We start from the raw sequence: 21,410 nt of genomic DNA on the forward strand, positions 1-21,410 counted from the left end.
CACCGGCCGCCCTGCGACTTTAGACAACAGCGTCGAGCGCTTTACAGTCATTCAACGCCCAGCCCACAGGGACTGTTTCGCCGACATGCAGCTTGCGCTTCTCTCCGCGGTTGCGAACTTTTACAATGAACTCATCATTGCCAGCCACGTTCATGCGAACGCGGATGTGGTCACCCAGATAAATGAGTTCTTCGATCCGGCCATTGACAATATTGTCCATGCTGTCGTGAGTGTCGAACTCGACACGCTCAGGACGGAGCGACAATGTGGTCCTGTCGCCAACAGAGCTGACATTCACACGGTCGGCTTTGAGTTGCGTTCCGTCACCAAGCTCCACACGGCACTCCTCGCCCTGGATATCAATGACCTTGCCATTGAGCTTGTTGTTCTCGCCGATGAACTGCGCCACGAACGAATTTTGCGGATCTTCGTAGAGATCATCCGGCGTGGATAGTTGCTGAATGACACCATCATTGAACACGGCGACGCGATCCGACATCGTCAACGCTTCGGTCTGGTCGTGCGTCACGTAAACAACAGTCACGCCGAGATTTTCATGGATGTGCTTGATCTCGTACTGCATCTGCTCGCGCAACTGCTTGTCGAGCGCGCCGAGCGGCTCATCCATCAAAACGAGTTCCGGGTCGAACACCAAAGCACGGGCAACGGCCACACGCTGCTGCTGACCACCGGACAGCTGTGCTGGGCGCCGGTTTCCGAAGCTGCCAAGCTCCACCATATCGAGCGCGCGCTGAACCTTCTCTTCCTGCTCCGCTTTGCTGACGTTGCGGACCTGAAGCGGAAAGGCAAGGTTTTCAGACACTGTCATGTGCGGGAACAAGGCGTAGTTCTGAAAGACCATCCCGATCCCGCGCTTGTGCGGCGGGACATTGTTGATCGGCCGATCGTTAAGATAGATTTCGCCGTGCGTTGCCGGTTCGAAGCCTGCCAGCATCATCAGGCAGGTGGTTTTGCCAGACCCGGACGGACCAAGCATGGTCAGAAATTCGCCCGGCGGGATATCCAGATTGAGATTTTTTACGACAAGGCTTTCGCCGTCATAGCTTTTTTGAACGCTGTCATACTTAACAGCAGCGCCCCGATTATTCGCCATTTTGTCCCCAAGTCTGGTTTGTTTGTTTTTATCAGCCCCAGCGATTTCCGACCGCACCCCTCCGTGCCGCCTGTCTTCGTTTCAGCTGTGAGCGGTAGCAAAACAAAAATCAAAGCCCTTTGAAAGGGGGGGCATCAAAAAAAACTAATATTTTTTAATCACATGCTGATTGAATATTTTGCAGCGCGAAACAACTTCGGCAGAATTGCTGAGCCGAGCAATGATCAAAAAACACCTATTGCCCAACTGCATTTCCAGCGATCTAGAACGCTCTCAGGATCCATTAGCGGCAGAAAGACCAAACGTTTATGAGCGCGTTCAAAACATACTAGATCAATTTAAATTTGCGGCAATGCACAACAACACTGCCTGCCCCTGTTCCGTCTGTGTCATCGTCTTAATTCAGGTGAACTGATGTTCAGCACGGTCAACCCAGCTGATCTCCAGCCTAGCTCTTTCGGCCGCTGACACCCCTGTGCAAGTCTTTGAAACTCCGCTAAGTTCAGCTTCCATACATGGGGATTGAAGTGCCACAAAGCGCCGGACAGCAACCTGACTATTTGACGACCCGCGAGGTCGCCGACCTGTTGCGGGTCAAAGAGCGCAAGGTCTATGACCTCGCAGCTGCCGATGAAATCCCACACCGGCGCATCACGGGCAAACTCCTGTTTCCGGCTGCCGAAATCCGCGCCTGGATCGAAGGCTCTGGATCACTTGTACCGGAAGACCGGCCTGCGGTGATCACAGGGTCTCATGATCCTTTGCTCGACTGGGCCATCAGAGATTCCGGCTGCGGTCTTGCCACGCTTTTCAATGGCAGCCGGGAGGGTCTTACCTGTTTTGCCGATCACCGTGCTGCCCTGTCCGGCCTGCATATTCCCGAAAAAACAGGTTGGAACATCGGCTCAGCCTCCGAACTCGGCGTTACAGACGCTGTACTCATCGGCTGGGCCATCCGCAAACGCGGGCTTTTGGTCTCAAGCGACGCGGCCCAAGACATTCATTCGGTTGCCGATCTCAAAGGCAAGCGCATTGTGCGCCGTCAACCGGGCGCCGGTGCAGCAGCCCTTTTTACAAGGCTTCTGGAAGAGGCCGGATTGAGCCAAGAGGATCTTCAGGCTTTTAGCGGATTTGCCTATACGGAGAGTGAGGCGGCCGGGGCTGTTGCCAGCGGAGATGCGGACGCAGCACTTGGCGTTGAAGCCATGGCCAAACAGTACAAACTCGGGTTTGTCCCGCTAACCGATGAACACTTTGATCTTTTGATCGACCGGAAGTCCTATTTCACCGACCCTGTTCGGCGTCTCTTTGACTTCACCCGGACGCGACAGTTTCAGAACAAGGCCGCCAATATGGGCGGCTATAACCTCTCTCCGCTGGGCCGCGTCCGCTGGCTCTCTCCTTGAACGCAACAAACAGATCTCTATGACCGATATTCGCCCCCATGAAGTCTTCGTTCCAACGACGCCGCCTGAAGACGCGCAGCTGCGTTATATCGGACGGATCCACACGCCTTGGCTCGAGCGCAAGGAGTGTCCGCGGCGCGGCGATCCCGAAAACGGGCCAGACTGCCGGATTGAAGTGTTCGAGCCCTGGGTTCCGGCACTCAAGAACATAGAGACCTTCGACAGCGTCGAGGTGCTGTACTGGCTCGACCGCGCACGGCGGGATTTGGTGATCCAGAACCCGGCACATACCGGAGATGTCCGTGGCACCTTTGCACTGCGCTCGCCCAACCGGCCGAACCCCATTGGCACTTCATTGGTCAAACTGATCTCCGTCAACGGTCCGCTGCTGACCGTGCGCGGGCTCGACTGCCTCAACGGCACACCTCTGATCGACCTCAAACCCGACCGGTGCGCCTTTACGGACAAACCGCGGTCCGGCGCGTAGTGCAAACGCGCTTAACCCGTTGGGTGGCTTGACAGACGTTCGTCAAGATTGCCAATGCTTGTCGCAACAATCAAACGGGAGAAGCTCAATGGATACGCCGGTGCAATCCGCAGCCAGCAAAGTGAACGACGTGGTGTCCGTCGAAAAACACGGCAATGTAGCACTTGTCGCGCTCAACAATCCGCCGGTCAACGCTGCTTCCCATGCCTTGCGTCAGGGCATCCATCAAGCTGTTTCAGACTTGCAGAAAGACGCCGGGATCAAGGCCATTGGCCTCTACGGCGAAGGCCGTACCTTCATCGCAGGCGCGGATATCCGCGAGTTCGGCAAGCCTCCGCAAGACCCATGGTTGCCGGACCTATGCAATTTCCTTGAAAACTCGGAAACACCGATCGCTTGCATCATTCATGGCACGGCTCTCGGTGGCGGACTGGAAGTCGCCATGAGCTGCCATGCGCGCATTGCAGTTCCAAGTGCCAAGGTCGGGCTGCCAGAAGTGACACTTGGCATCCTGCCGGGCGCGGGCGGCACCCAGCGCGCGCCACGCCTTGCCGGCGTTGCTGCTTCTTTGGACATGATTACCAGCGGCAAGCCGGTTTCGGCGCAAAAGGCGCTGGAGTCCGGGCTGGTCGATGCCGTCGAAGAGGGCGCGCCACGTGACCTTGCGCTCAAAGCGGCTCAAGCGCTTGCCGACGGCACGTTGAGCCATCGCAAGACTGGCGAGCTGGAGACAGCCGCCGATCCGGATGCCATTGAGGTCTACCGGCAGAAACTGCAAAAGACACAACCGTTGCTGTTCTCGCCGCACAAGTGCGTGGATGCGGTTGAAGCCAGCACACTGCCGCTGATCGACGGCCTTCAAAAAGAGCGCAGCCTGTTTCAAGAGTGCATGGAAAGTCCGCAGCGCGCCGGTCTGATCCACGCCTTCTTTGCGGAGCGGGCAGTCTCGAAAATACCGGAAGCCAACGAAACGCCCCGCCAGATTGCAAAAATCGGAGTGATCGGTGGTGGCACCATGGGTTCCGGTATTGCAACCGCATGCCTCTTGGCCGGGTTCAATGTCACCTTGACCGAACGAGACCAGGGCGGGCTCGACCGGGGCCTGGCGACAATTGCCAAGAACCTGGACGGCGCCGTCAAACGCGGCAAACTCGCGGCCGACAAACGCGATCAGATCCTCTCCGGCAATCTGTCCTCTGCGGTCGAATTGGGAGCCTTGTCAGAAGCTGATCTCATCATTGAGGCCGTGTTCGAAGAGATGGATGTGAAGCGCAGCATCTTCACCGAACTCGACAAGGTGGCAAAGCCGGGCGCGGTGCTTGCCTCCAACACCTCTTATCTCGACATCAACGAAATCGCTTCCGTGACGAGCCGTCCGCAGGACGTCATTGGCCTGCATTTCTTCTCGCCGGCCCATGTCATGCGGCTTCTGGAAGTGGTCGTCGCTGACAAGACAGCACTGGACGCTGTGACGACCGGCTTTGCCCTTGCCAAAAAACTGAAAAAAGTCGCTGTCAGGGCTGGGGTCTGCGACGGCTTCATCGGCAACCGTATCCTCTCCTTCTACAAAAAGGCAGCGGATTACATGATGATGGACGGTGCTTCTCCAGAAGAAGTCGATACGGCCATGACCGATTTCGGGTTCGCCATGGGCCCTTATCAGGTTTACGACCTCGCCGGTCTCGATATCAGCTGGGCGACCAACAAGCGCCGCGCGGCCACCCGGCCAGCGGAAGAGCGCTACATCCCGATCCTCGACCGGATCTGCGAACAGGGCTGGTTTGGTCGCAAGACAGGCAAGGGTTTTTACATCTACGACGAGACTGGGGCCCGCCCGAATCCGGATGCCCTCAAAATCATTGAAGAAGAACGGGCCAAGGCCGGGATCACACCGCGCAAGTTCACGGCAGATGAAATCGTCAGCCGGTTCATGACCGCGATGATTTCCGAGGCAATCCGTGTTCTTGAAGACGGCATCGCGCTCCGGCCAATCGACATTGATGCGGTGTATCTCTTCGGCTACGGCTTCCCGCGGTTCCGTGGCGGGCCGATGCACACAGCAGACCAGATCGGCGCAGCGGATCTCGTCAAGCGCATCGAGGCCTTTGCTGAGGAAGACAGCTACTACTGGCAGGTTCCGGCTCTCCTGCGCCAAATGGCCGAGACCGGTGGAACGTTTGCTGAAAGGAACAACGGCTGACGTTGAGTCGTCTGAACCTTCTGGAACTGACCTGTCATCGTAAACATTTGTCATCCCGGGCGAAGCGCAAGCTGAGACCCGGGATCCAATCGTTCGCAGAGCCGCCAGAAAATTGCTCGATATCTGCGGCGAGCTGAAATGAGAGTAGATCCCGGATCACGTCCGGGATGACCATTAAGGAAGGCTGGTCTTAATAATTTACACTGCGGTCAAGCCACCGTCGACCGGAATGGCCTGACCGTGGACGGCCGTGTTGTGCGGGTCTGCGAGCCAGAGCACAGCCGAGATCACTTCGTCAGAGCGGATGACACGGCCCATCGGGCTCCGTTTTGTGAAGGCCGCATCGATCTCGCTGGCCGGCCTGTTCTGGCTTTCCGCCAAAGCTTCGGAAAAGGTCTGGTACATCGCGGTTTGCGCAAAGGACGGGCAGACCGCGTTGATCCTGACGCCGCTGCGCCCCGTCTCGTCCGCAGCCGAGCGGGTCAGTCCAACCACGGCGTGCTTTGAAGCGGCATAGGCCGACAACATCCCGGCCCCGACAAGTCCCGCTGCCGAGGCCATGTTGACGATGGCGCCGCGCCCGGCCTTGGCCATCACCGGGATCTGATATTTCATGCCCAAAAAGACACCGCGCACATTCACCGCAAACATCCGATCAAGATCCTCGACTGAGAGTTGCGTCAACGGTTTGAGATCATGACAAATACCGGCGTTGTTGAGCGCAATATCAAGGGAGCCGAAACGCTCCAGGATTTGATCAATATGCGCTTTGGTCTGGTCCTCATTGCCGACATCATAGGCCTCGATCAGAACATCTGCGCCCGAATCCTGGAGCTCGGTGCGGATCCGTTCCAGCCCGCTTTCGTCCCGGTCCGACAGAGCCAACCGCGCACCGAACGCTGCAAATTTGCGGGCAGCTTCGGCACCAAAGCCACCGGCGGCCCCGGTGATCATGACCGTTTGGCCTGCAAACCGCTGATCAGCCATGCTGGATAGCCTCCAGGCCGCCCTTGGCAAAACCCGGGACCGCCTTCCCGAGTCTCAGCCCCTGCTCCGGGTTTGAGGCATTGCCGTCGAGCGCACGTTTTTTGACGCCTTGCAGGATCGCGCCCATCCGGAAGAAGCAGAACGCCAGATAAAACCCGAAATCCGGAATGCCGGAGATCCCCATGCGCTTACAATAGGCCTCCACAAAAGCTTGGTCCTCGGGAATGCCGAGCGTTTTGCGATCAACACCGGCAAGACCCCGGCCTTCGGCTCCCGGCGGGCAGCGCCATTGCATGATAAGGGCTGCGAGATCCGCAAAGGGATGGCCGAGTGTCGACAGTTCCCAGTCGAGCACCGCGACACACTCCGGACTGTCTTTCGCAAACAGCATGTTGTCGATCCGGTAATCGCCGTGGACCAGCGTGCGCCGGCCATCGTCTTCCGGAATGTTCTGGTCAAGCCATGCAATCAGCGCGTCCATGTCCGCAATCGTCCCGGTTTCGCTCGCCCGGTACTGTTTGGTCCAGCGGTCGATCTGGCGGCGGTAGTAGTTTCCGGCCGGGCCATAATCGGCCAGGCCAGCTGTCTCCAGATCCACGGAGTGAATCGCGGCGAGCACCCGGTTCATTTCGTCGTAGATAGCCGACCGGGTGGCCGTATCGACCTCCTGGATCCGGGGATCATCAAAGTTCCGCCCTTCGACCAGATCCATGATGTAAAAGGCCGAGCCAATCACATCATCGTCTTCACACAGAACATGCATCCGGGCGACCGGAACATCCGTTGCTGCGAGCGCCTTTTGAACCCGGAACTCCCGGTCAACGGCGTGGGCGGATTTCAAAAGCACACCCGGCGGCTTTCGCCGCAACACATAAGCACCTGAGGGCGCAGAGAGCCGGAACGTCGGGTTTGACTGACCCCGGTTGAATTTTTCCGCCGTCAAAGGCCCTTTGAACCCCGGCAGGTTTTGCTCCAGCCAGGATGCTAGTCGCTCAAGATCCAGTGCCGCAGTGGTCATTAAACGAACCTCACCCGGCGTTGGTGTATTTGCGAAGCTCGACCCGGGCGACCTGGCGCCGGTGGACCGCGTCCGGCCCGTCGGCAAAGCGCAGGGTCCTCAAATGCGCCCACATGCTGGCCAGCGGGAAATCCTGACTGATCCCGGCGGCCCCATGGACCTGCATCGCTTCGTCGACCACTTTCAGCGCCATCAGCGGTGCGATGACCTTGATCTTGCTGATCCAGGGCTGGGCTGCACGGGTGCCTTGCGTATCCATCATCCACGCCGCCTTTAGACAGAGCAGGCGCGCCATTTCAATTTCCATGCGCGCATTGGCGATGATGTCGTGGTTGGCCCCGAGATCCGCGAGTTTTTTGCCAAACGCTTCCCGGCTCAGCGCCCGCTTGCACAGGAGTTCGAGCGCCCGCTCCGCCTGGCCGATCGCCCGCATGCAGTGGTGGATCCGGCCCGGGCCGAGACGTCCTTGCGCCACTTCAAAGCCCCGCCCCTGACCCAGAACGAGATCAGCTTCCGGAACGCGCACATTGGTGAAGCGGATGTGCATATGGCCGTGCGGTGCATCATCAGTATTAAAAACATGCATCGGCCGCAGGACTTCCAGTCCATCAGCATCAGCCGGGATCAGGAACATGGAATGGCGGCTGTGCTTATGTGCGTCCGGGTCGGTGCGCGCCATTACAATATAAAGCTTGCAGCGGCTATCTCCTGCCCCGCTTGCCCACCATTTCTCACCGTTGAGCACCCATTCATCGCCGTCTTTCACGGCAGACAAAGCAATGTTGGTGGCATCCGAAGATGCTTCGTCCGGCTCCGTCATGAGGTACGCAGAGCGGATATCGCCGTTCAGAAGCGGTTTCAGCCAGCGGTCTTTGTGGGCTTGCGTGCCATAGCGCTCCAGAACCTCCATGTTGCCGGTGTCCGGAGCATTGCAGTTGAAGACTTCCGCCGCGATGCCGACCTTGCCCATTTCCTCGGCAAGATAGGCGTATTCTACAGTGGTCAGGCCAAAACCGCGCTCGCTGTCGGTCAACCAGAAATTCCAGAGCCCGCGTTCCTTGGCCTTGGCCTTCAGCCCTTCCAGGATTTCGATCTGCCGGTCGGTGTGCAAGAACCGGTCACCGGAGGGATGCTTGCCGACTTCCTCATGGTATTCGGCATCCAGCGGCGCGATTTCGGTTTCCACCATGCGACGCACCTGCTCAATCAGCGGGCGCACCCGGTCCGTTACTCCAAGATCCATAACCTATCCCTCAACAAATCTCGGCGCGCATCCGGGAGATGGCCGCCTTGTATTCCTGTTCCAAACGATTGACGACCTCGGCAGCCGGACCAACCGATTTCACCGCATTGATCCCTTGGCCGGCGCCCCAAATGTCCCGCCAGGCTTTCGGTAAATCATCGCCATCCGGCAGGATCGACGGCTTCCAGTCGGTCGGTAGATTGTCCGGGTCGAGGCCTTCCTTGGTGATTGATGACCTAAGGTATGTGGCCGGATGGCCGGTAAAAACAGCCGTCGTGATGACATCTTCCGCACTGCCGGCGACCATCATGTCCTTGTAGACATCGGCTGCATCCGCCTCATGCGTTGCAACGAACGGTGAGCCGACATAGCCGAAGTCTGCGCCGAGAACTCGCGCGGCCAGCAGCGCCTCACCGGTTGAAACCGCACCACCGGCAAGGACCGGGCCGTCGAACCATTCCCGGATTTCACGGATCAAGGCAAATGGCGATTGCGGTCCGCCATGGCCACCAGCGCCAGCGCACACGGCAATAAGACCGTCGGCCCCCTTTTCGATCGCCTTTTTGGCGTAGGTGTTGTTGATCACGTCATGAAGTGCGATGCCGCCACAGGAATGCGCAGCTTCATTGACATCCACCCGCGCGCCCATCGAGGTGATCCAGATCGGCACTTTCCAGCGGACACAGATTTCCATGTCACGTTCCAGGCGCTCATTTGTCTTGCGCACGATCTGGTTGACCGCAAAGGGCGCTGCAGGATTGTCCGGATTGGCCTGATTATGGCGGTCGAGTTCCTCGGTGATTTCCTGAAGCCAAGCTTCAAGCATGACCGGCCCGCCGTCTTCATCTCGTGCGTTGAGCGCCGGGAAACTCCCAATTACACCCGCTTTGCACTGGGCAATCACCAGCTTCGGGCAGGACACGATAAAGAGCGGCGCCGCGACGACCGGCAGCCGCAAATTCTGCAGAGCCTTTGGCAGCTCGCGTTTTTTAAGCATTTCGCCTCCCAACAAATGCCTCCCCAACTCGCACGGTTTAGTCTGCGCCAGTCTCCAGATAGAACCGGTTGAGCCAATCCGCCGACAGGGCCGGACGGCTCTCGCCCTCGATCTCCACGGTCGAGGCCCAGGTGATATCCAGTTCGCCAGGCTTTACCGCTCTGACGTCTTTCAAGACAAACCTACCCCGGATGCGGGATCCGGATTTCACCGGGCTCAAGAACCGGACCCGGTCAAATCCATAGTTAATGCCAATAGCCATGCCCCTGATTTTGGGCTGCGCCTCGAGGCCCATGGCGGACAAAAGAGACAGGGTGAGAAAGCCATGCGCGATCGTTCCGCCAAAGGGTGTCCTGGCAGCAGCCGCCGGGTCGACATGAATGTATTGATGATCCTTGGTGACATCCGCGAAGGCATCGATCATGGCCTGATCGATGAGATGCCACGATGACACGCCGACCTCCTTGCCGACGAGACCGCTCAAGGCCTCGACAGGCAAGTCAGTGTCATCCAGATCCGGGATCAACTATAGGCCTCCTGAAACAGGTCCGGACCGGTTTCCACATTGATGCCGCCGCTGACCGGAATGATCGCTCCGGTGATGTAGCCGCCGCCTGCCCCGCAGAGAAACTGCAGGATCGCTGCGATGTCTTCAGGTTTGCCAACACGGCCAAGTGGCACTTGCGCCCCCACCCGGCTGCGGGTGTCTTCGTCTGCAGTTGCAAAAGCCGTCATCTTGCTGACAAACGGTCCGGGAGCCAGAGCGTTGACGGTGATCCGCTTGTCCGCAAGTTCCTTAGCCAGGATCCGGGTCAAGTGATGAACAGCTGCCTTAGATGCGGCATAGCTGTAGGCCCGGTCGCCATGCGGGGTTTCGCCCATCACCGAACCGACATTGACCACCCGAGCTGGATCGGCATCCGATGCAGACGCTTCCAGCATCGGCAGCAGGCTTTGGGTCAGATGGAAGAGGCCGGTCACGTTCAGGCGCATCACCCGGTCCCAGGCTTCATAGGGGAATTGGCCGAGCGGCATGCCCCAACTGGTCCCGGCATTGTTCATCAGAATGTCGAGCTTATCGGTGCGCTTTCCGATCTCATCCGTCAGCGCGGCAATCCCGTCCTCGGTCGCGACATCCCCGCCGAACCCTTCCACTTTGCCAGAATAGCCCAGCGCGTTGAGATCCTCGGCTGCCCGCAGGCAAGCCTCCTCCTTGCGGCTGGCAATGAGGACCCGTGCGCCAGCTGCGCAGAGGCCCTCTGCGGCCATACGGCCGATGCCGGTTGCCCCACCTGTGACAAGGGCTGTCTTGCCAGCGAGAGCGAACAGTTTTTCAGGGGTCATGCTGCGCCTTCTGCGAAGTTTTTGCGGAGGGTGAGTTTGGATACTTTGCCGGTCGCCGTCAGCGGGAGCGCATCGACATAAACGACGTCATCCGGCAACTGCCATTTGGCAAAATGCTCGCCCAGCATCTCAAGAAGTTCGTCCTTTGGCGGCGGCGCATCGTCGTCTTTCGATTGAATGATTAGGAGCGGGCGCTCGTCCCACTTTGGATGCGGCACGGCAATCACGGCGCAATTGGCAACGCCGGAATGGGACATGACGATGTTTTCCAGATCGAGCGAGCTGATCCATTCCCCGCCGGACTTGATAAGGTCCTTCGACCGGTCGGTGATAACCAGAAAACCGTCGGATGTAATCGCAGCGATATCCCCGGTGCAGAACCAGCCTTCTTCGTCAAACACCAGTTTTGAGGCTTCCGGGTTCTCAAAATAGCCCGACGTAATCGAGTTCCCGCGCACATAAAGATGACCCGGCGTCTTGCCGTCATGCGGCAGGCGGTTGCCCTCATCGTCGACAATTTTGAGATCGACACCAAAAACCCGCCGCCCCTGGGATTGTTTGCGGTCAATCCGGTCCTTCATGCTCCAATCGTCCATGCGCGGCGGCAGATTGCCTTGCGTACCGAGCGGGCTCATTTCGGTCATGCCCCAGGCGTGGCAGACATTGACACCCTGCTTTTCAAATCCCTCGATCAGGGAGCGCGGCGCAGCAGATCCGCCGACGACGATATCGCCAAGACCGTCAGGCAGCCGGCCACGCTGGTTGATTTCATTCATGAGACCAAGCCAGACCGTCGGGACGCCCCAGGCGGAAAACACCTTCTCGCGCTCCATCAGGTCGTAGAGGGATTTGCCATCCAGCGCGCCACCCGGGAAGATCATGCTGGCGCCGGACAACGGCGCTGAATAGGGCAGACCCCAGGCGTTGACATGAAACAGCGGGACAACCGGCAGAATACGGCTGCCTTCCTGCAGAACCTTCGGGAGGGTCACGCACAAACTGTAGGCGTGCAGGACAGTGGACCGGTGAGAATACAAAGTCCCTTTTGGGTTGCCCGTTGTACCAGAGGTGTAGCAGAGCCCTGCGGCAGTCTCTTCCGGGAAGTCCGGCCAATCCATGTGATCCGGCTGACCGCCCAGGACCTCTTCATAGCACAGCACACCCTCCAGTGATGTTTCTGGCATGTGCGCCCGGTCGGTCATGATAACGACACGCAGATCAGCAGGCAGGTGTTCGCGCAACTTCTCTATGATCGGGACAAAGGTCAGATCAACAAAGAGCAAACGGTCCTTGGCGTGATTGATGATGTAGATCATCTGCTCCGCGGAGAGACGCGGGTTGATCGTATGGCAGACTGCCCCAATCCCGGAGATCCCGTAATATAGCTCAAAATGCCGGTAGCCGTTCCAGGCAAGGGTCGCGATGCGATCCCCGACTTCGATCCCCAGCCCCTGCAGGCCATGCGCCAGTTGCGCGATCCGTTTGGCGGTTTCGCCGTAAGTGGTTCGGTGAATATCACCTTCGGTTCGTACGGAAACGATTTCGCTGTCCGGAAAGGTATCAGCAGCAAAAGTGATGAGGTCCGCAATCTTCAGCGGACGATGCATCATCTGTCCCTTCATGTGTTTCCTCCCAAAAACACCAAAGTTGATTTCATGCGATCATAGGCAGGTTTTTCAGGCCAAGACAAACTTCTCATTGAGAAAAATGACCTTCCGCAACTGCAGCTTAGCTCTTTGCCGTGTGTCCTCGTGTCTGGAGCATGCCCTTTGGAACTCTTGGCCTGACTTGCGCCGAATATCTGTCCGAACGGCTGTCAATTGCATCGGTGCTTGATCGCCTCACATCCATCATTAAGGCCGATCAATCCGCACCGCACTGCTACTAAGGACCGTCTTGATTTTCACAGAAAGCCCGCTAACGGTTCGCTAGCGTATCATTTCAATTCGCGCCGGATGGGTCTCGATTTCCAGTTTGGAAGCGTGAAGAGGTTCGCCATCGAGGTTCACCTGCACATGATTGTCCGCCTCTATCTTGAGCGCCCGCACCCGGCGCATGACGGCAATCTCCTTTATCCGCTCCGGATCGCCTTCAAACAGGATCGACAAGAGTTCTGAAATCCGGCCACGATCGGGCATCGGCAATATAGTCAGGTCCAAAAAACCATCATCCAGTTTGGCCTTAGGGCACAATCTGATCCCACCTCCGGCGCGGCGGCCATTACCGATGGCAAGCGCCATGAATGCACCCTCCCATCTGAACCCTTCAGCCTCGATGCGTCCTTCACAGGCGGCAAGCTCTGAAAACCGATTGATCCCGGTGAAGAGATAGGCGGCCCCGCCCAACAACTTCTTCAGGTTCGGATCCGTTTCCGCGGTCACCCTCGTCCCAAAGCCGCCGGTCGCCATGTTCACGAAGACACGGCCATTCACAGTTCCAATGTCCGTTGGCTTGGGTTTGCCTCTTGCGGCAAAGCGGAAGGATGAGACGATGTCAGATGGGTCCAGCCGGATGTGATGGGCGAAGTCGTTGGCGGTTCCGAGCGGCAAAACCGCGAATGCAAACGGGGGCTTTTCCTCCGCCTCAAGTCCATCGAGAACACCGTCCACCACAGCATGAATTGTTCCGTCGCCGCCGCCGCTCACCAGAACATCTATCTTCTTGTCCTGATGCTCTTTCAGAGCCTCGAGAGCAAACCGCTCGGTATCTCCGGCCTCATAAGTCACGCGCACAGAGACTTCGTGACCCATGTTCCGAACCGCATCTACAGCAGCACGGACATCGGCCCGGCCTGCGGATTTACCGTTTAGAATCAGACGCAGGTGACGTTTGCTCAAAAGACCCTCCAATACAGTTGGCCAAGCTTACCCCGGCAACATGGTCTCCCGGTCGGTTCTCGCCGATCGGGCTTCTTCGGCCAGCCACTTGCGGAAAGCTGCAACAACCGGCCGCATCGTCCGGCCTTCCGGATAAACAAAGAAGTAAGCTGTTTCGTGCTCCGGCGGAACATCAAACAAACGCACAAGGCGCCCGGACGCAAGCTCCTGCTCGATAAAGAAGCGGGGTATGAGTGCGGCACCGGCGTGGTGGATCGCAGCTTCCGTGATCATGACGAACTGTTCGAACCGGGCGCCCTGGAAAGCCGTGTCCGTTTCCACGCCAGCACTTTCAAACCAGTGCCGCCAGGCCAGCGGCCGGGTCGCCAATTGCAAACGTGGCACCCGCGTCAAATCCTCCGGTACACGGATATTGTGCCGATCCCGAAAAACGCGAGAGGCGACCGGGATGACTTCTTCATCAAATAGATGTTCGGCAATTGCCCCCGCCCAGACGGGATCCCCATGGTGGATGGCTCCATCGAAAGGCTCTTCGTCGAAATCGAAAGGCTGCAGCCGAACGCTCAAATTCAAACCCGCGTCCGGATATCGGCGGATAAAGTCGGCAATACGCGGCGCCAGCCAACGAGTGCCGAATGTCGGCAAGACTGCGAGGTTGAGCACATCGGCACTGCCTGCAAACGACATCACTTGCCGCGTGGCGAGGGTCATTTGTTCCAAAGCGCCCCGGATATCGTGAAGGTAAAGCCGTCCGGCATCAGTCAGCACGATCCTCTGACGTACCCGGCGGAACAGCTCCACACCCAGCCGGTCTTCGAGCTGACGCACCTGTTTGGAGACAGCGCCTTGGGTCAGGTGCAACTCTTCCGCTGCACGGGTAAAGCTGAGATGGCGGGCCGCACACTCAAACGCGATGAGGGTGTCCGCGGGCGGCACAAATGCCCGTTTCATACCTTGCGAATTTCCTAGTTCATTCCATTTTGTAATGAATGATGGAGGAGAATTCGCTTTTCCGCAAACACAAATCAGGCAACTCTGTCTGAAACAGAATGATCTGCCTTGAACAAGGCGCCTTGAAACGATTGCGGCCAGCACCTGATTGGCCCGGGAGATCTGTTATGAATGCACCGGCAAATGTGAAATCAGCCCCAGCTGGCGGCGGCGTTTTCGACTGGCAAGACCCATTCCGTCTTCGCGATCAGCTGAAAGAGGACGAGCAGCTGATCATGGACACGGCCCGCTCCTACGCTCAGGAAAAGCTGCTGCCGCGGGTCATCGAGGCTTATCGCGAAGAAAAGACCGATCGCGAAATCTTCAACGAAATGGGTGAACTCGGCCTGCTGGGCGTTACCCTGCCGGAAGAATATGGCGGGGCAGGCGCCTCTTATGTCGCTTACGGTCTGGTTGCCCGGGAAGTTGAACGCGTTGACAGCGGCTACCGCTCCATGATGAGCGTTCAGTCCTCGCTGGTGATGTACCCGATCTACGCTTACGGATCTGAAGAGCAGCGGAACAAGTATCTGCCGAAACTCGCCAGCGGCGAATATGTCGGCTGTTTCGGCCTGACGGAACCGGACGCAGGATCTGATCCGGCCGGTATGCGCACGCGCGCTGAAAAGATCGACGGCGGCTACAAGCTGACCGGTTCCAAGATGTGGATCTCCAACTCGCCGATTGCGGACGTCTTCGTTGTTTGGGCAAAATCGGAAGCTCATGACGGCGCCATTCGCGGTTTCGTCCTGGAAAAAGGCATGAAGGGTCTGACTGCCCCGAAAGTTGGCGGCAAGCTCTCGCTGCGCGCTTCCATCACCGGCGAGATCGTCATGGACAACGTGGAAGTCGGCGAAGATGCGCTGCTGCCGAATGTATCAGGTCTGAAGGGCCCGTTTGGCTGCCTCAACCGGGCCCGCTACGGCATTTCCTGGGGCGCGATGGGCGCCGCTGAGGATTGCTGGACCCGCGCCCGTCAATATGGTCTCGACCGCGAACAGTTCGGCCGCCCGCTGGCACAAACACAGCTCTTCCAGAAGAAACTGGCCGACATGCAAACCGAAATTGCTCTTGGCCTTCAGGCCGCGCTTCGCGTCGGCCAGCTTTTCGACGCCGGTCAGATGGCTCCGGAAATGATTTCCATCGTCAAGCGCAACAACTGCGGCAAGGCCTTGGACATCGCCCGTCAGGCCCGCGACATGCATGGCGGCAATGGGATTTCCGAAGAATACCATGTCATGCGCCACGCCCAGAACCTGGAAACGGTCAACACCTATGAGGGAACGCATGATGTTCATGCGCTGATCCTTGGCCGTGCTCAGACCGGCTTGCAGGCATTTTTCTAAGAATTGACTTTTGAGGCGGGCCGTTTGGCCCGCTTCGTTCTTCTGGGGGCTATATGGCGCACCAAACCGCGGATGTCGTAATCCTTGGCGGAGCCGTCATGGGCTCTTCCGTTGCCTGTCATCTTGCCCAGCGCGAGGACTTTTCAGGACGCATTATCGTTGTTGAGGCAGATCCCTCATATGAGATTTGCGCCTCTGCGCGCTCGGCAGCTTCCATCCGCCAGCAATTCTCCAGCGCGATTAACATCGAGATCTCGCTCTACGGCATAGAGTTTCTCCGGGAGATCGGTACCCAGCTCGCGGTTGAGAGCGACCGCCCGGCGATTGATCTTCACGAGGGCGGGTATCTCTTTCTGGCAACGCCGGACAAGCAGCACATCCTCCAGGAAAACCACCAACTGCAACAAGAGCTGGGTGCAGACATCGGATATTATGATGCAGACGGCCTTGTAGGGAAATTTCCATGGCTCAACACGAGTGATCTGGCTGCAGGGAGTCATGGACTCACGGGTGAAGGCTGGTTCGACGGCTATGGCTTGATGCAGGCCTTCCGAAAGAAAGCCCGGTCTCTCGGCGTGGATTACTTCTCCGGAAAAGCGGCAATTGAGAGAGAGGGCGCTGGGTACTGGTCTGTGCGCCTCCCCGATGGGGCCACTGTCTCAACACCAATCGTGGTCAATTGCACCGGGGCCTCCGGCGGTGCGGACATATGCCGCCAGGCCGGGATTGATGTGCCGATCGTTCCGAAAAAACGGTGCGTGTTCACGTTCGAATGTCGGGATGACCTTGTGAAATTCCCGCTTCTCATCGACCCGACCGGGACCTATGTCCGTCCGGAGGGTACAGGCTATATCTGCGGATCCGCACCGCCCGAGGATCAAGATCCGGACGCGACTGACTTCGATGTCGATTACGGGCTCTTTGAAGAACACATCTGGCCCGTTCTCGCCAACCGCGTGCCCGCCTTTGAAGCGATCAAGCCCGGTGCTGCCTGGGCCGGCACCTACGATATGAACCTTTTTGATCACAATGCGTTTTTGGGCGGCGTTGCAGGCGTTGACGGGTTTTATATGGCGCTCGGTTTTTCAGGCCACGGGCTGCAGCAATCGCCTGCCGTCGGACGTGGCTTGTCGGAGCTGATTGCTACCGGCACCTATCAAACGCTGGATCTCACACCGCTGGCGTTCGACCGCCTGGCCGCCGATCGTCCGATTGTCGAGAAAAACGTCGTCTGAGATCTTCTCCCTGCGGACAATCAGCTTCTATTCGGCAACCTGGAGCATTGTGGGTGGCTGGCCAGGGCGTTCGCCTGCGGGCCCGTGGGTGTCATTGGCTGCTTCGCCTTCCGTCGGAGGGCTTACAGTTTCCTCCTGTTCTTGAGCAGCCGACGGATGGCTTGGATAAGACTGACTGTTCTCCATGCGCGCCCAGTCAATGGCCCGCGAGAAGGTGTCCTCAAGCAAGTTCCCCAAGCGCTGCACCCGGCTCTTGTCTGGCTCGAAGGGCGGGGATTCGTGGCGTAAATAGGCTCTCTGAGCAATCAAAAGCGACAAGGCGTGAAGGCCGCGCTCCGGCCGGCCATAGGTCCGCGTCAAATGACCGCCTTTCATAAGCTCATCGACACCGACCGTGTATCCCTGCTGGCTTTTGAAGGAACCGACAACCAGGTTCAGCAAATCGGGATCGCAAGACGTCCCTTCTGCACTACCAACACTGATGACCGGCAGGCCTTTGTCCGTCACCCCCTTGATATGAGATCGCATGGATTGGCAATCGATCACGATCACCTTGCGGTGCATCCTGGACAGCCTGGACACCTGCTGCTGCACAGCTTTTTCGAATGGCCTTGCAAACAAAAGGACCCGTTGTTCGACTTCGGTTGCTCCCGGCTCCTCTCCATCCAAATAGATGCGCTTGCCGTCGAGGGTGGTCACCGGACAAAGCGCAGTCTTCGGGTCTTCGGAAGCGCTCAGAGGAGTTTCCAAATCGCGATCAAGGTCAATGACATACCGGGAGATGGTTGAGCTGACAATTGTTGCATTGACATCGGAGGATAACCGCAGGACGCCCTCAAGACGCCAGGACAAGTCCGTCTGCAACCGACCAGTCGCATTCAGCCGTTTTCCGATCACTGCCGGCACATCTGTACCGGTATGCGGCAAACACAAAACGAGAGGGCTGGCCCCCTCTTCGACCACAATCATACTGCACCGCCCAGTTGACGATCTCGTCCAGAGACCAGCTTGTATAATTTCCTTTACGGAAACAAGACAGATTCCGAAGAAACAAGCCCTGAATTTGTCTTACGAAGCAATCACAGCCCTTCCGGCGAATGAACATTGGCACCTGCGCGACCAAAATTGCCACAAAAGGCTCGACTTTCATCTCCGGCATTCATCATTAGGTCTTTTTTTGCTCCCGACTTGCATCTATTCTTTCATTAAAGCAAGAAACATGCACTCTTGACCGAAGGCCTCTGGCGCGCAATTGTGAAGACTGACCCGCCCGGCCCGTCCGGCCGCACTCATTTCAGCTCATTCGGGGCTTTGCCCCTGTATTTTAAAAGGATGCCGCCATGCCGCTGCGATATGGCAAGGAGTTTTTGATGATTCCGGGACCGACCAATGTCCCTGAAGAAGTCTTGAGGGCCATGCATCGGCCAGCGATCGACATCTATGAAGGCCCCTTGCTGGAAACCACGGACGCTTGCCTTTCCGGCCTGAAACAGCTTTTCCGGACAGAAGGCAAGACGTACATTTACGCGGCCAACGGACACGGCGCCTGGGATGCCGCCCTCACCAACACACTCAACCGAGGCGACAAGATCCTGGCGCTTCATTCCGGTTTGTTTGCAGCCGGTTGGGGAGAGGCCTCAAAACTCCTGGATCTGAATGTCGAGGTTCTGCCCGGGACTTGGCGTACAGCGGTCGATCCGGACCAGCTGGAGGCGCGTTTGAAGGAGGATACCGGTCACGAGATCAAGGCAATCCTCGTTGTTCAAGTTGATACAGCCTCCGGGGTCTGGAATGACATTCGGGCTCTGCGAAGAGCGATTGATGCCGCCAAGCACCCTGCTCTTTTCATGGTCGACACCATCGCATCGCTCGGTTGCATTCCGTTCGAAATGGATGAATGGGGGATCGACGTCGCCTTGACCGGATCTCAGAAAGGATTGATGTCACCGCCAGGCCTTTCCTTTGTCGCCGCAGGGCCAAAGGCAGACAAGGCGCACGAAACCGCCAATCTACGGACCAATTATTTTGACTGGACTTTCCGGCAAGGTCCTGTTCATTACCAAAAATACTGCGGGACACCGCCGGAGCATCTGCTGTTCGGGTTCCGGAAAGCGCTCGATCTTGTATTCGACGAGGGCCTTGAGCAGGTTTGGAACCGCCATACGCTCCTGGCTGATGCGACCCGGGCAGCCGTAAGCCAGTGGGCCAAAGGCGGTGTTCTGGAATTCAACATCGAAGATCCGCGCCACCGCTCCGACAGTGTCACGGTGGTTCGGCTCAAGGATACGGATCCCGAGCCACTGCGCGACTTCACCAAGGAAGTTTGCGGCGTCACCATTGGAGGGACAATCGGAGAGCTTTCCAATGAAGGTATCCGGATTGCCCATATGGGTCACGTGAACGCTGTCATGACGCTCGGTACGCTGTCCGCGATCGAGCTCGGCCTTGCCAAGCTTGACATTCCTCATGAAAAGGGTGGCGCTCAGGCCGCGATCGACACTCTGGCCGGGGCTCTTTAGAGCGCCCTGCGACAATCCAGGCTCGGGCTCCAAACGAGCCCGGCCAAGTTTACAGGACTTCGTCCAAACGGTCGCAGATGGTCTTCAAAACCTTGACCCGCGCGTGTTTTTTGTTTTCTGCAGAAACCAACGTCCACGGTGCATAGTTGGTTGAAGTTCGGTCGACCATATCGCCGGCGGCAATGGCGTACTGGTCCCATTTAAGACGGTTGCGCCAATCCTCGTCAGTGATCTTGTGCTGCTTGTACACGGTTTCCTCGCGGGCCTTGAACCGCCGGAGCTGTTCTTCTTCGGAAATCGCCAGCCAGAATTTGCACACAGTGTATCCGAAGTCCGTGAGCTCCTGCTCGAACTCGTTGATCTCGTTGTAAGCGCGCAGCCAGTCATCGTGACCGGCAAAACCCTCGACACGCTCAACAAGAACCCGCTCGTACCAAGACCGGTCAAAGATCGCGAAATGTCCTTTTCGCGGTACGCGGCGCCAAAACCGCCAAAGATAAGGGCGTGCCTTTTCTTCATCGGTTGGCGCCGAAATCGAATGCACCTTGTAGATCCGTGGGTCTAGCGGCCGGATCAAACGCCGGATGGCGCCGCCTTTGCCAGCCGCATCATTGCCTTGGAAAACGAGGACAACACCGGTCTTCGACATCGACTTGCGGTCTGAGAGTTCGGAAAGCCGGTCCTGATACTTTTTCCTGAGCTCTTCGTATTCGGTCTTCTCCAGTGTCTCGGTCAAATCGATCGCGTCGACCGCGGTTTCCCGTTTCAGCCCACCCACTACAGGCGGCGCGGCGACCGACGTGGGCTCGCCATCTTCAAGTTTGAGCTGCATGGATCTTGCGACTGTCTGGCCAAGAGCTACGTCCCGGTACTCCGGATCTTGCGAGGGGATCACAAACCAGGGGGCAAACCCCATACTGGTCTCCAGGATAATCTTCTCACCGGTTTCACTGGCCTTCTTATGGTGCTTTAAGGCCGCCCAGTCTGCCAGGACATGCCGGCCGGCATTTTTCTTTTCGATCTTCTTCAAGCGTTCCTTTTGAACATCCTTGGGAAGGACAAACCAGAACTTGAGGATGAGAACGTCTTCGTTCGCCAGCATCTCTTCAAAACGCCGGATCCGAACCAGACCCTTCTCGAAAGCATCCTCGTCGATTTTTTTGTAAATGCGGTCGCGCAACAGGGACTGATACCAGCTGCCGAAAACAATCGCGGTTTCTCCCTTGGCCGGCAAATCCCGCCAATAACGCCACAAGGGCGGGCGCAACCGGGCCTCATCCATGGGTTCGCCATAAGCGTTGCAGACGAGATGCCGTGCATCCATCCAGCCATAAAGCCGGGCAACCGCCTCGCCCTTGCCCGCCCCATCAAGGCCATCAACCAGTATGAGTGTGGAGAACTGCTGCTTCTCAATCACCGGAAGCTGCGCCGCCAACAGCGCCTCCCGAAGTTCCGGTTCAAGTTTCTTGAAGGACTTTTTAGTCATTTTTTGCGGCATGCGGGCAGATTCGAACATTGCGTCCTCCGGTCACGAACCATGAAGCCACATTGTGAAACAGCACACTTGAAAAAACCACTCCGTCCATGAAGACGGGTATAATGCGGCAAGGGAAACTGCATTTTCCCTGTTGGAGGATGCGATCAGCACATATATGAAACCCTTCCCGCATCCGAATTTCACGATGCC

Annotated in this window: 18 protein-coding genes; 6 read left to right on the forward strand and 12 right to left on the reverse strand. The window is 57.7% G+C overall.

What is annotated here, in order from left to right:
- Positions 1–19: 19 nt before the first annotated feature.
- Positions 20–1,114, reverse strand: a complete 1,095-nt coding sequence (locus tag ACQY4Z_RS11185) for an ABC transporter ATP-binding protein (RefSeq protein WP_428529239.1) — start codon at positions 1,112–1,114, stop codon at positions 20–22.
- 527 nt (positions 1,115–1,641) lie between these two features.
- On the opposite strand from ACQY4Z_RS11185, the gene ACQY4Z_RS11190 reads away from it, so the two are divergent.
- The 3 genes from ACQY4Z_RS11190 (at position 1,642) to ACQY4Z_RS11200 (ending at position 5,207) form a co-directional block, all read left to right on the forward strand.
- Positions 1,642–2,520 carry a substrate-binding domain-containing protein gene (locus tag ACQY4Z_RS11190; RefSeq protein WP_428529241.1) on the forward strand — a complete coding sequence of 293 codons (879 nt, stop codon included), beginning with the start codon at positions 1,642–1,644 and terminating at the stop codon, positions 2,518–2,520.
- A gap of 19 nt (positions 2,521–2,539) precedes the next feature.
- Positions 2,540–3,007, forward strand: a complete 468-nt coding sequence (tsaA, locus tag ACQY4Z_RS11195; RefSeq protein ID WP_428529243.1) for a tRNA (N6-threonylcarbamoyladenosine(37)-N6)-methyltransferase TrmO — start codon at positions 2,540–2,542, stop codon at positions 3,005–3,007.
- Positions 3,008–3,095: 88 nt separating this feature from the next.
- Positions 3,096–5,207 (forward strand): 3-hydroxyacyl-CoA dehydrogenase NAD-binding domain-containing protein, encoded by a 2,112-nt coding sequence (locus ACQY4Z_RS11200; RefSeq protein ID WP_428529245.1) that lies wholly within the window; start codon positions 3,096–3,098, stop codon positions 5,205–5,207.
- A gap of 198 nt (positions 5,208–5,405) precedes the next feature.
- Here ACQY4Z_RS11200 and ACQY4Z_RS11205 read toward each other — a convergent pair whose 3' ends face one another.
- The 9 genes from ACQY4Z_RS11205 to ACQY4Z_RS11245 all read right to left on the reverse strand — a co-directional run bounded on the left by ACQY4Z_RS11205 (position 5,406) and on the right by ACQY4Z_RS11245 (position 14,584).
- Positions 5,406–6,194 carry an SDR family NAD(P)-dependent oxidoreductase gene (locus ACQY4Z_RS11205; RefSeq protein WP_428529247.1) on the reverse strand — a complete coding sequence of 263 codons (789 nt, stop codon included), beginning with the start codon at positions 6,192–6,194 and terminating at the stop codon, positions 5,406–5,408.
- Entirely contained in the window at positions 6,187–7,212 is a 1,026-nt protein-coding gene (locus tag ACQY4Z_RS11210) for a phosphotransferase family protein (RefSeq protein WP_428529249.1), read from the reverse strand. The genes ACQY4Z_RS11205 and ACQY4Z_RS11210 overlap by 8 nt, the downstream gene beginning before the upstream one ends.
- A gap of 10 nt (positions 7,213–7,222) precedes the next feature.
- Positions 7,223–8,455 (reverse strand): acyl-CoA dehydrogenase family protein, encoded by a 1,233-nt coding sequence (locus ACQY4Z_RS11215; protein ID WP_209180820.1) that lies wholly within the window; start codon positions 8,453–8,455, stop codon positions 7,223–7,225.
- A gap of 10 nt (positions 8,456–8,465) precedes the next feature.
- Entirely contained in the window at positions 8,466–9,452 is a 987-nt protein-coding gene (locus ACQY4Z_RS11220) for an NAD(P)H-dependent flavin oxidoreductase (protein ID WP_428529252.1), read from the reverse strand.
- Between the two features lie 37 nt (positions 9,453–9,489).
- A complete protein-coding gene (locus ACQY4Z_RS11225) occupies positions 9,490–9,978 on the reverse strand; it encodes a MaoC family dehydratase (protein WP_428529254.1) in 489 nt (162 codons plus the stop codon).
- Positions 9,975–10,796 (reverse strand): SDR family oxidoreductase, encoded by an 822-nt coding sequence (locus ACQY4Z_RS11230; protein WP_428529256.1) that lies wholly within the window; start codon positions 10,794–10,796, stop codon positions 9,975–9,977. The genes ACQY4Z_RS11225 and ACQY4Z_RS11230 overlap by 4 nt, the downstream gene beginning before the upstream one ends.
- Positions 10,793–12,418, reverse strand: a complete 1,626-nt coding sequence (locus ACQY4Z_RS11235) for a long-chain fatty acid--CoA ligase (protein WP_428529258.1) — start codon at positions 12,416–12,418, stop codon at positions 10,793–10,795. Before ACQY4Z_RS11235 ends, ACQY4Z_RS11230 begins: the two co-directional genes overlap by 4 nt.
- A gap of 306 nt (positions 12,419–12,724) precedes the next feature.
- Positions 12,725–13,633 (reverse strand): lipid kinase YegS, encoded by a 909-nt coding sequence (gene yegS / locus ACQY4Z_RS11240; protein WP_428529260.1) that lies wholly within the window; start codon positions 13,631–13,633, stop codon positions 12,725–12,727.
- Positions 13,634–13,660: 27 nt separating this feature from the next.
- Positions 13,661–14,584 carry a LysR substrate-binding domain-containing protein gene (locus ACQY4Z_RS11245; RefSeq protein WP_428529262.1) on the reverse strand — a complete coding sequence of 308 codons (924 nt, stop codon included), beginning with the start codon at positions 14,582–14,584 and terminating at the stop codon, positions 13,661–13,663.
- Between the two features lie 167 nt (positions 14,585–14,751).
- Between ACQY4Z_RS11245 and ACQY4Z_RS11250 the strand changes: the two genes are divergently transcribed.
- Both ACQY4Z_RS11250 and ACQY4Z_RS11255 read left to right on the forward strand, forming a co-directional pair.
- On the forward strand, positions 14,752–15,969 hold the full coding sequence (locus tag ACQY4Z_RS11250) for an acyl-CoA dehydrogenase (RefSeq protein ID WP_428529264.1): 1,218 nt from the start codon (positions 14,752–14,754) through the stop codon (positions 15,967–15,969).
- Positions 15,970–16,022: 53 nt separating this feature from the next.
- Positions 16,023–17,204 (forward strand): NAD(P)/FAD-dependent oxidoreductase, encoded by a 1,182-nt coding sequence (locus ACQY4Z_RS11255; RefSeq protein WP_428529266.1) that lies wholly within the window; start codon positions 16,023–16,025, stop codon positions 17,202–17,204.
- Between the two features lie 27 nt (positions 17,205–17,231).
- Here ACQY4Z_RS11255 and ACQY4Z_RS11260 read toward each other — a convergent pair whose 3' ends face one another.
- Positions 17,232–18,173, reverse strand: a complete 942-nt coding sequence (locus ACQY4Z_RS11260; RefSeq protein ID WP_428529268.1) for an N-formylglutamate amidohydrolase — start codon at positions 18,171–18,173, stop codon at positions 17,232–17,234.
- Positions 18,174–18,544: 371 nt separating this feature from the next.
- Here ACQY4Z_RS11260 and ACQY4Z_RS11265 point away from each other — a divergent pair, with 371 nt between their 5' ends.
- On the forward strand, positions 18,545–19,723 hold the full coding sequence (locus ACQY4Z_RS11265) for a pyridoxal-phosphate-dependent aminotransferase family protein (RefSeq protein WP_428529270.1): 1,179 nt from the start codon (positions 18,545–18,547) through the stop codon (positions 19,721–19,723).
- A 49-nt stretch (positions 19,724–19,772) separates the two neighbouring features.
- Here ACQY4Z_RS11265 and pap read toward each other — a convergent pair whose 3' ends face one another.
- Positions 19,773–21,239 carry a polyphosphate:AMP phosphotransferase gene (gene pap, locus ACQY4Z_RS11270; protein ID WP_428529272.1) on the reverse strand — a complete coding sequence of 489 codons (1,467 nt, stop codon included), beginning with the start codon at positions 21,237–21,239 and terminating at the stop codon, positions 19,773–19,775.
- Between the last annotated feature and the right edge of the window lie 171 nt (positions 21,240–21,410).

The organism is Roseibium sp., from assembly GCF_965276855.1.
GTDB lineage: Bacteria > Pseudomonadota > Alphaproteobacteria > Rhizobiales > Stappiaceae > Roseibium.

What these genes read in the sequence shown, in the direction of transcription:
- ACQY4Z_RS11265 (WP_428529270.1), top strand. Translation starts at nt 18,545, where the DNA reads ATGCCGCTGCGATATGGCAAGGAGTTTTTGATGATTCCGGGACCGACC.
- ACQY4Z_RS11220 (WP_428529252.1), bottom strand. Translation starts at nt 9,452, where the DNA reads ATGCTTAAAAAACGCGAGCTGCCAAAGGCTCTGCAGAATTTGCGGCTG.
- pap (WP_428529272.1), bottom strand. Translation starts at nt 21,239, where the DNA reads ATGTTCGAATCTGCCCGCATGCCGCAAAAAATGACTAAAAAGTCCTTC.
- ACQY4Z_RS11235 (WP_428529258.1), bottom strand. Translation starts at nt 12,418, where the DNA reads ATGAAGGGACAGATGATGCATCGTCCGCTGAAGATTGCGGACCTCATC.
- ACQY4Z_RS11245 (WP_428529262.1), bottom strand. Translation starts at nt 14,584, where the DNA reads ATGAAACGGGCATTTGTGCCGCCCGCGGACACCCTCATCGCGTTTGAG.
- ACQY4Z_RS11255 (WP_428529266.1), top strand. Translation starts at nt 16,023, where the DNA reads ATGGCGCACCAAACCGCGGATGTCGTAATCCTTGGCGGAGCCGTCATG.
- ACQY4Z_RS11205 (WP_428529247.1), bottom strand. Translation starts at nt 6,194, where the DNA reads ATGGCTGATCAGCGGTTTGCAGGCCAAACGGTCATGATCACCGGGGCC.
- ACQY4Z_RS11215 (WP_209180820.1), bottom strand. Translation starts at nt 8,455, where the DNA reads ATGGATCTTGGAGTAACGGACCGGGTGCGCCCGCTGATTGAGCAGGTG.
- ACQY4Z_RS11230 (WP_428529256.1), bottom strand. Translation starts at nt 10,796, where the DNA reads ATGACCCCTGAAAAACTGTTCGCTCTCGCTGGCAAGACAGCCCTTGTC.
- ACQY4Z_RS11185 (WP_428529239.1), bottom strand. Translation starts at nt 1,114, where the DNA reads ATGGCGAATAATCGGGGCGCTGCTGTTAAGTATGACAGCGTTCAAAAA.
- ACQY4Z_RS11210 (WP_428529249.1), bottom strand. Translation starts at nt 7,212, where the DNA reads ATGACCACTGCGGCACTGGATCTTGAGCGACTAGCATCCTGGCTGGAG.
- ACQY4Z_RS11250 (WP_428529264.1), top strand. Translation starts at nt 14,752, where the DNA reads ATGAATGCACCGGCAAATGTGAAATCAGCCCCAGCTGGCGGCGGCGTT.
- ACQY4Z_RS11200 (WP_428529245.1), top strand. Translation starts at nt 3,096, where the DNA reads ATGGATACGCCGGTGCAATCCGCAGCCAGCAAAGTGAACGACGTGGTG.
- tsaA (WP_428529243.1), top strand. Translation starts at nt 2,540, where the DNA reads ATGACCGATATTCGCCCCCATGAAGTCTTCGTTCCAACGACGCCGCCT.
- ACQY4Z_RS11260 (WP_428529268.1), bottom strand. Translation starts at nt 18,173, where the DNA reads ATGATTGTGGTCGAAGAGGGGGCCAGCCCTCTCGTTTTGTGTTTGCCG.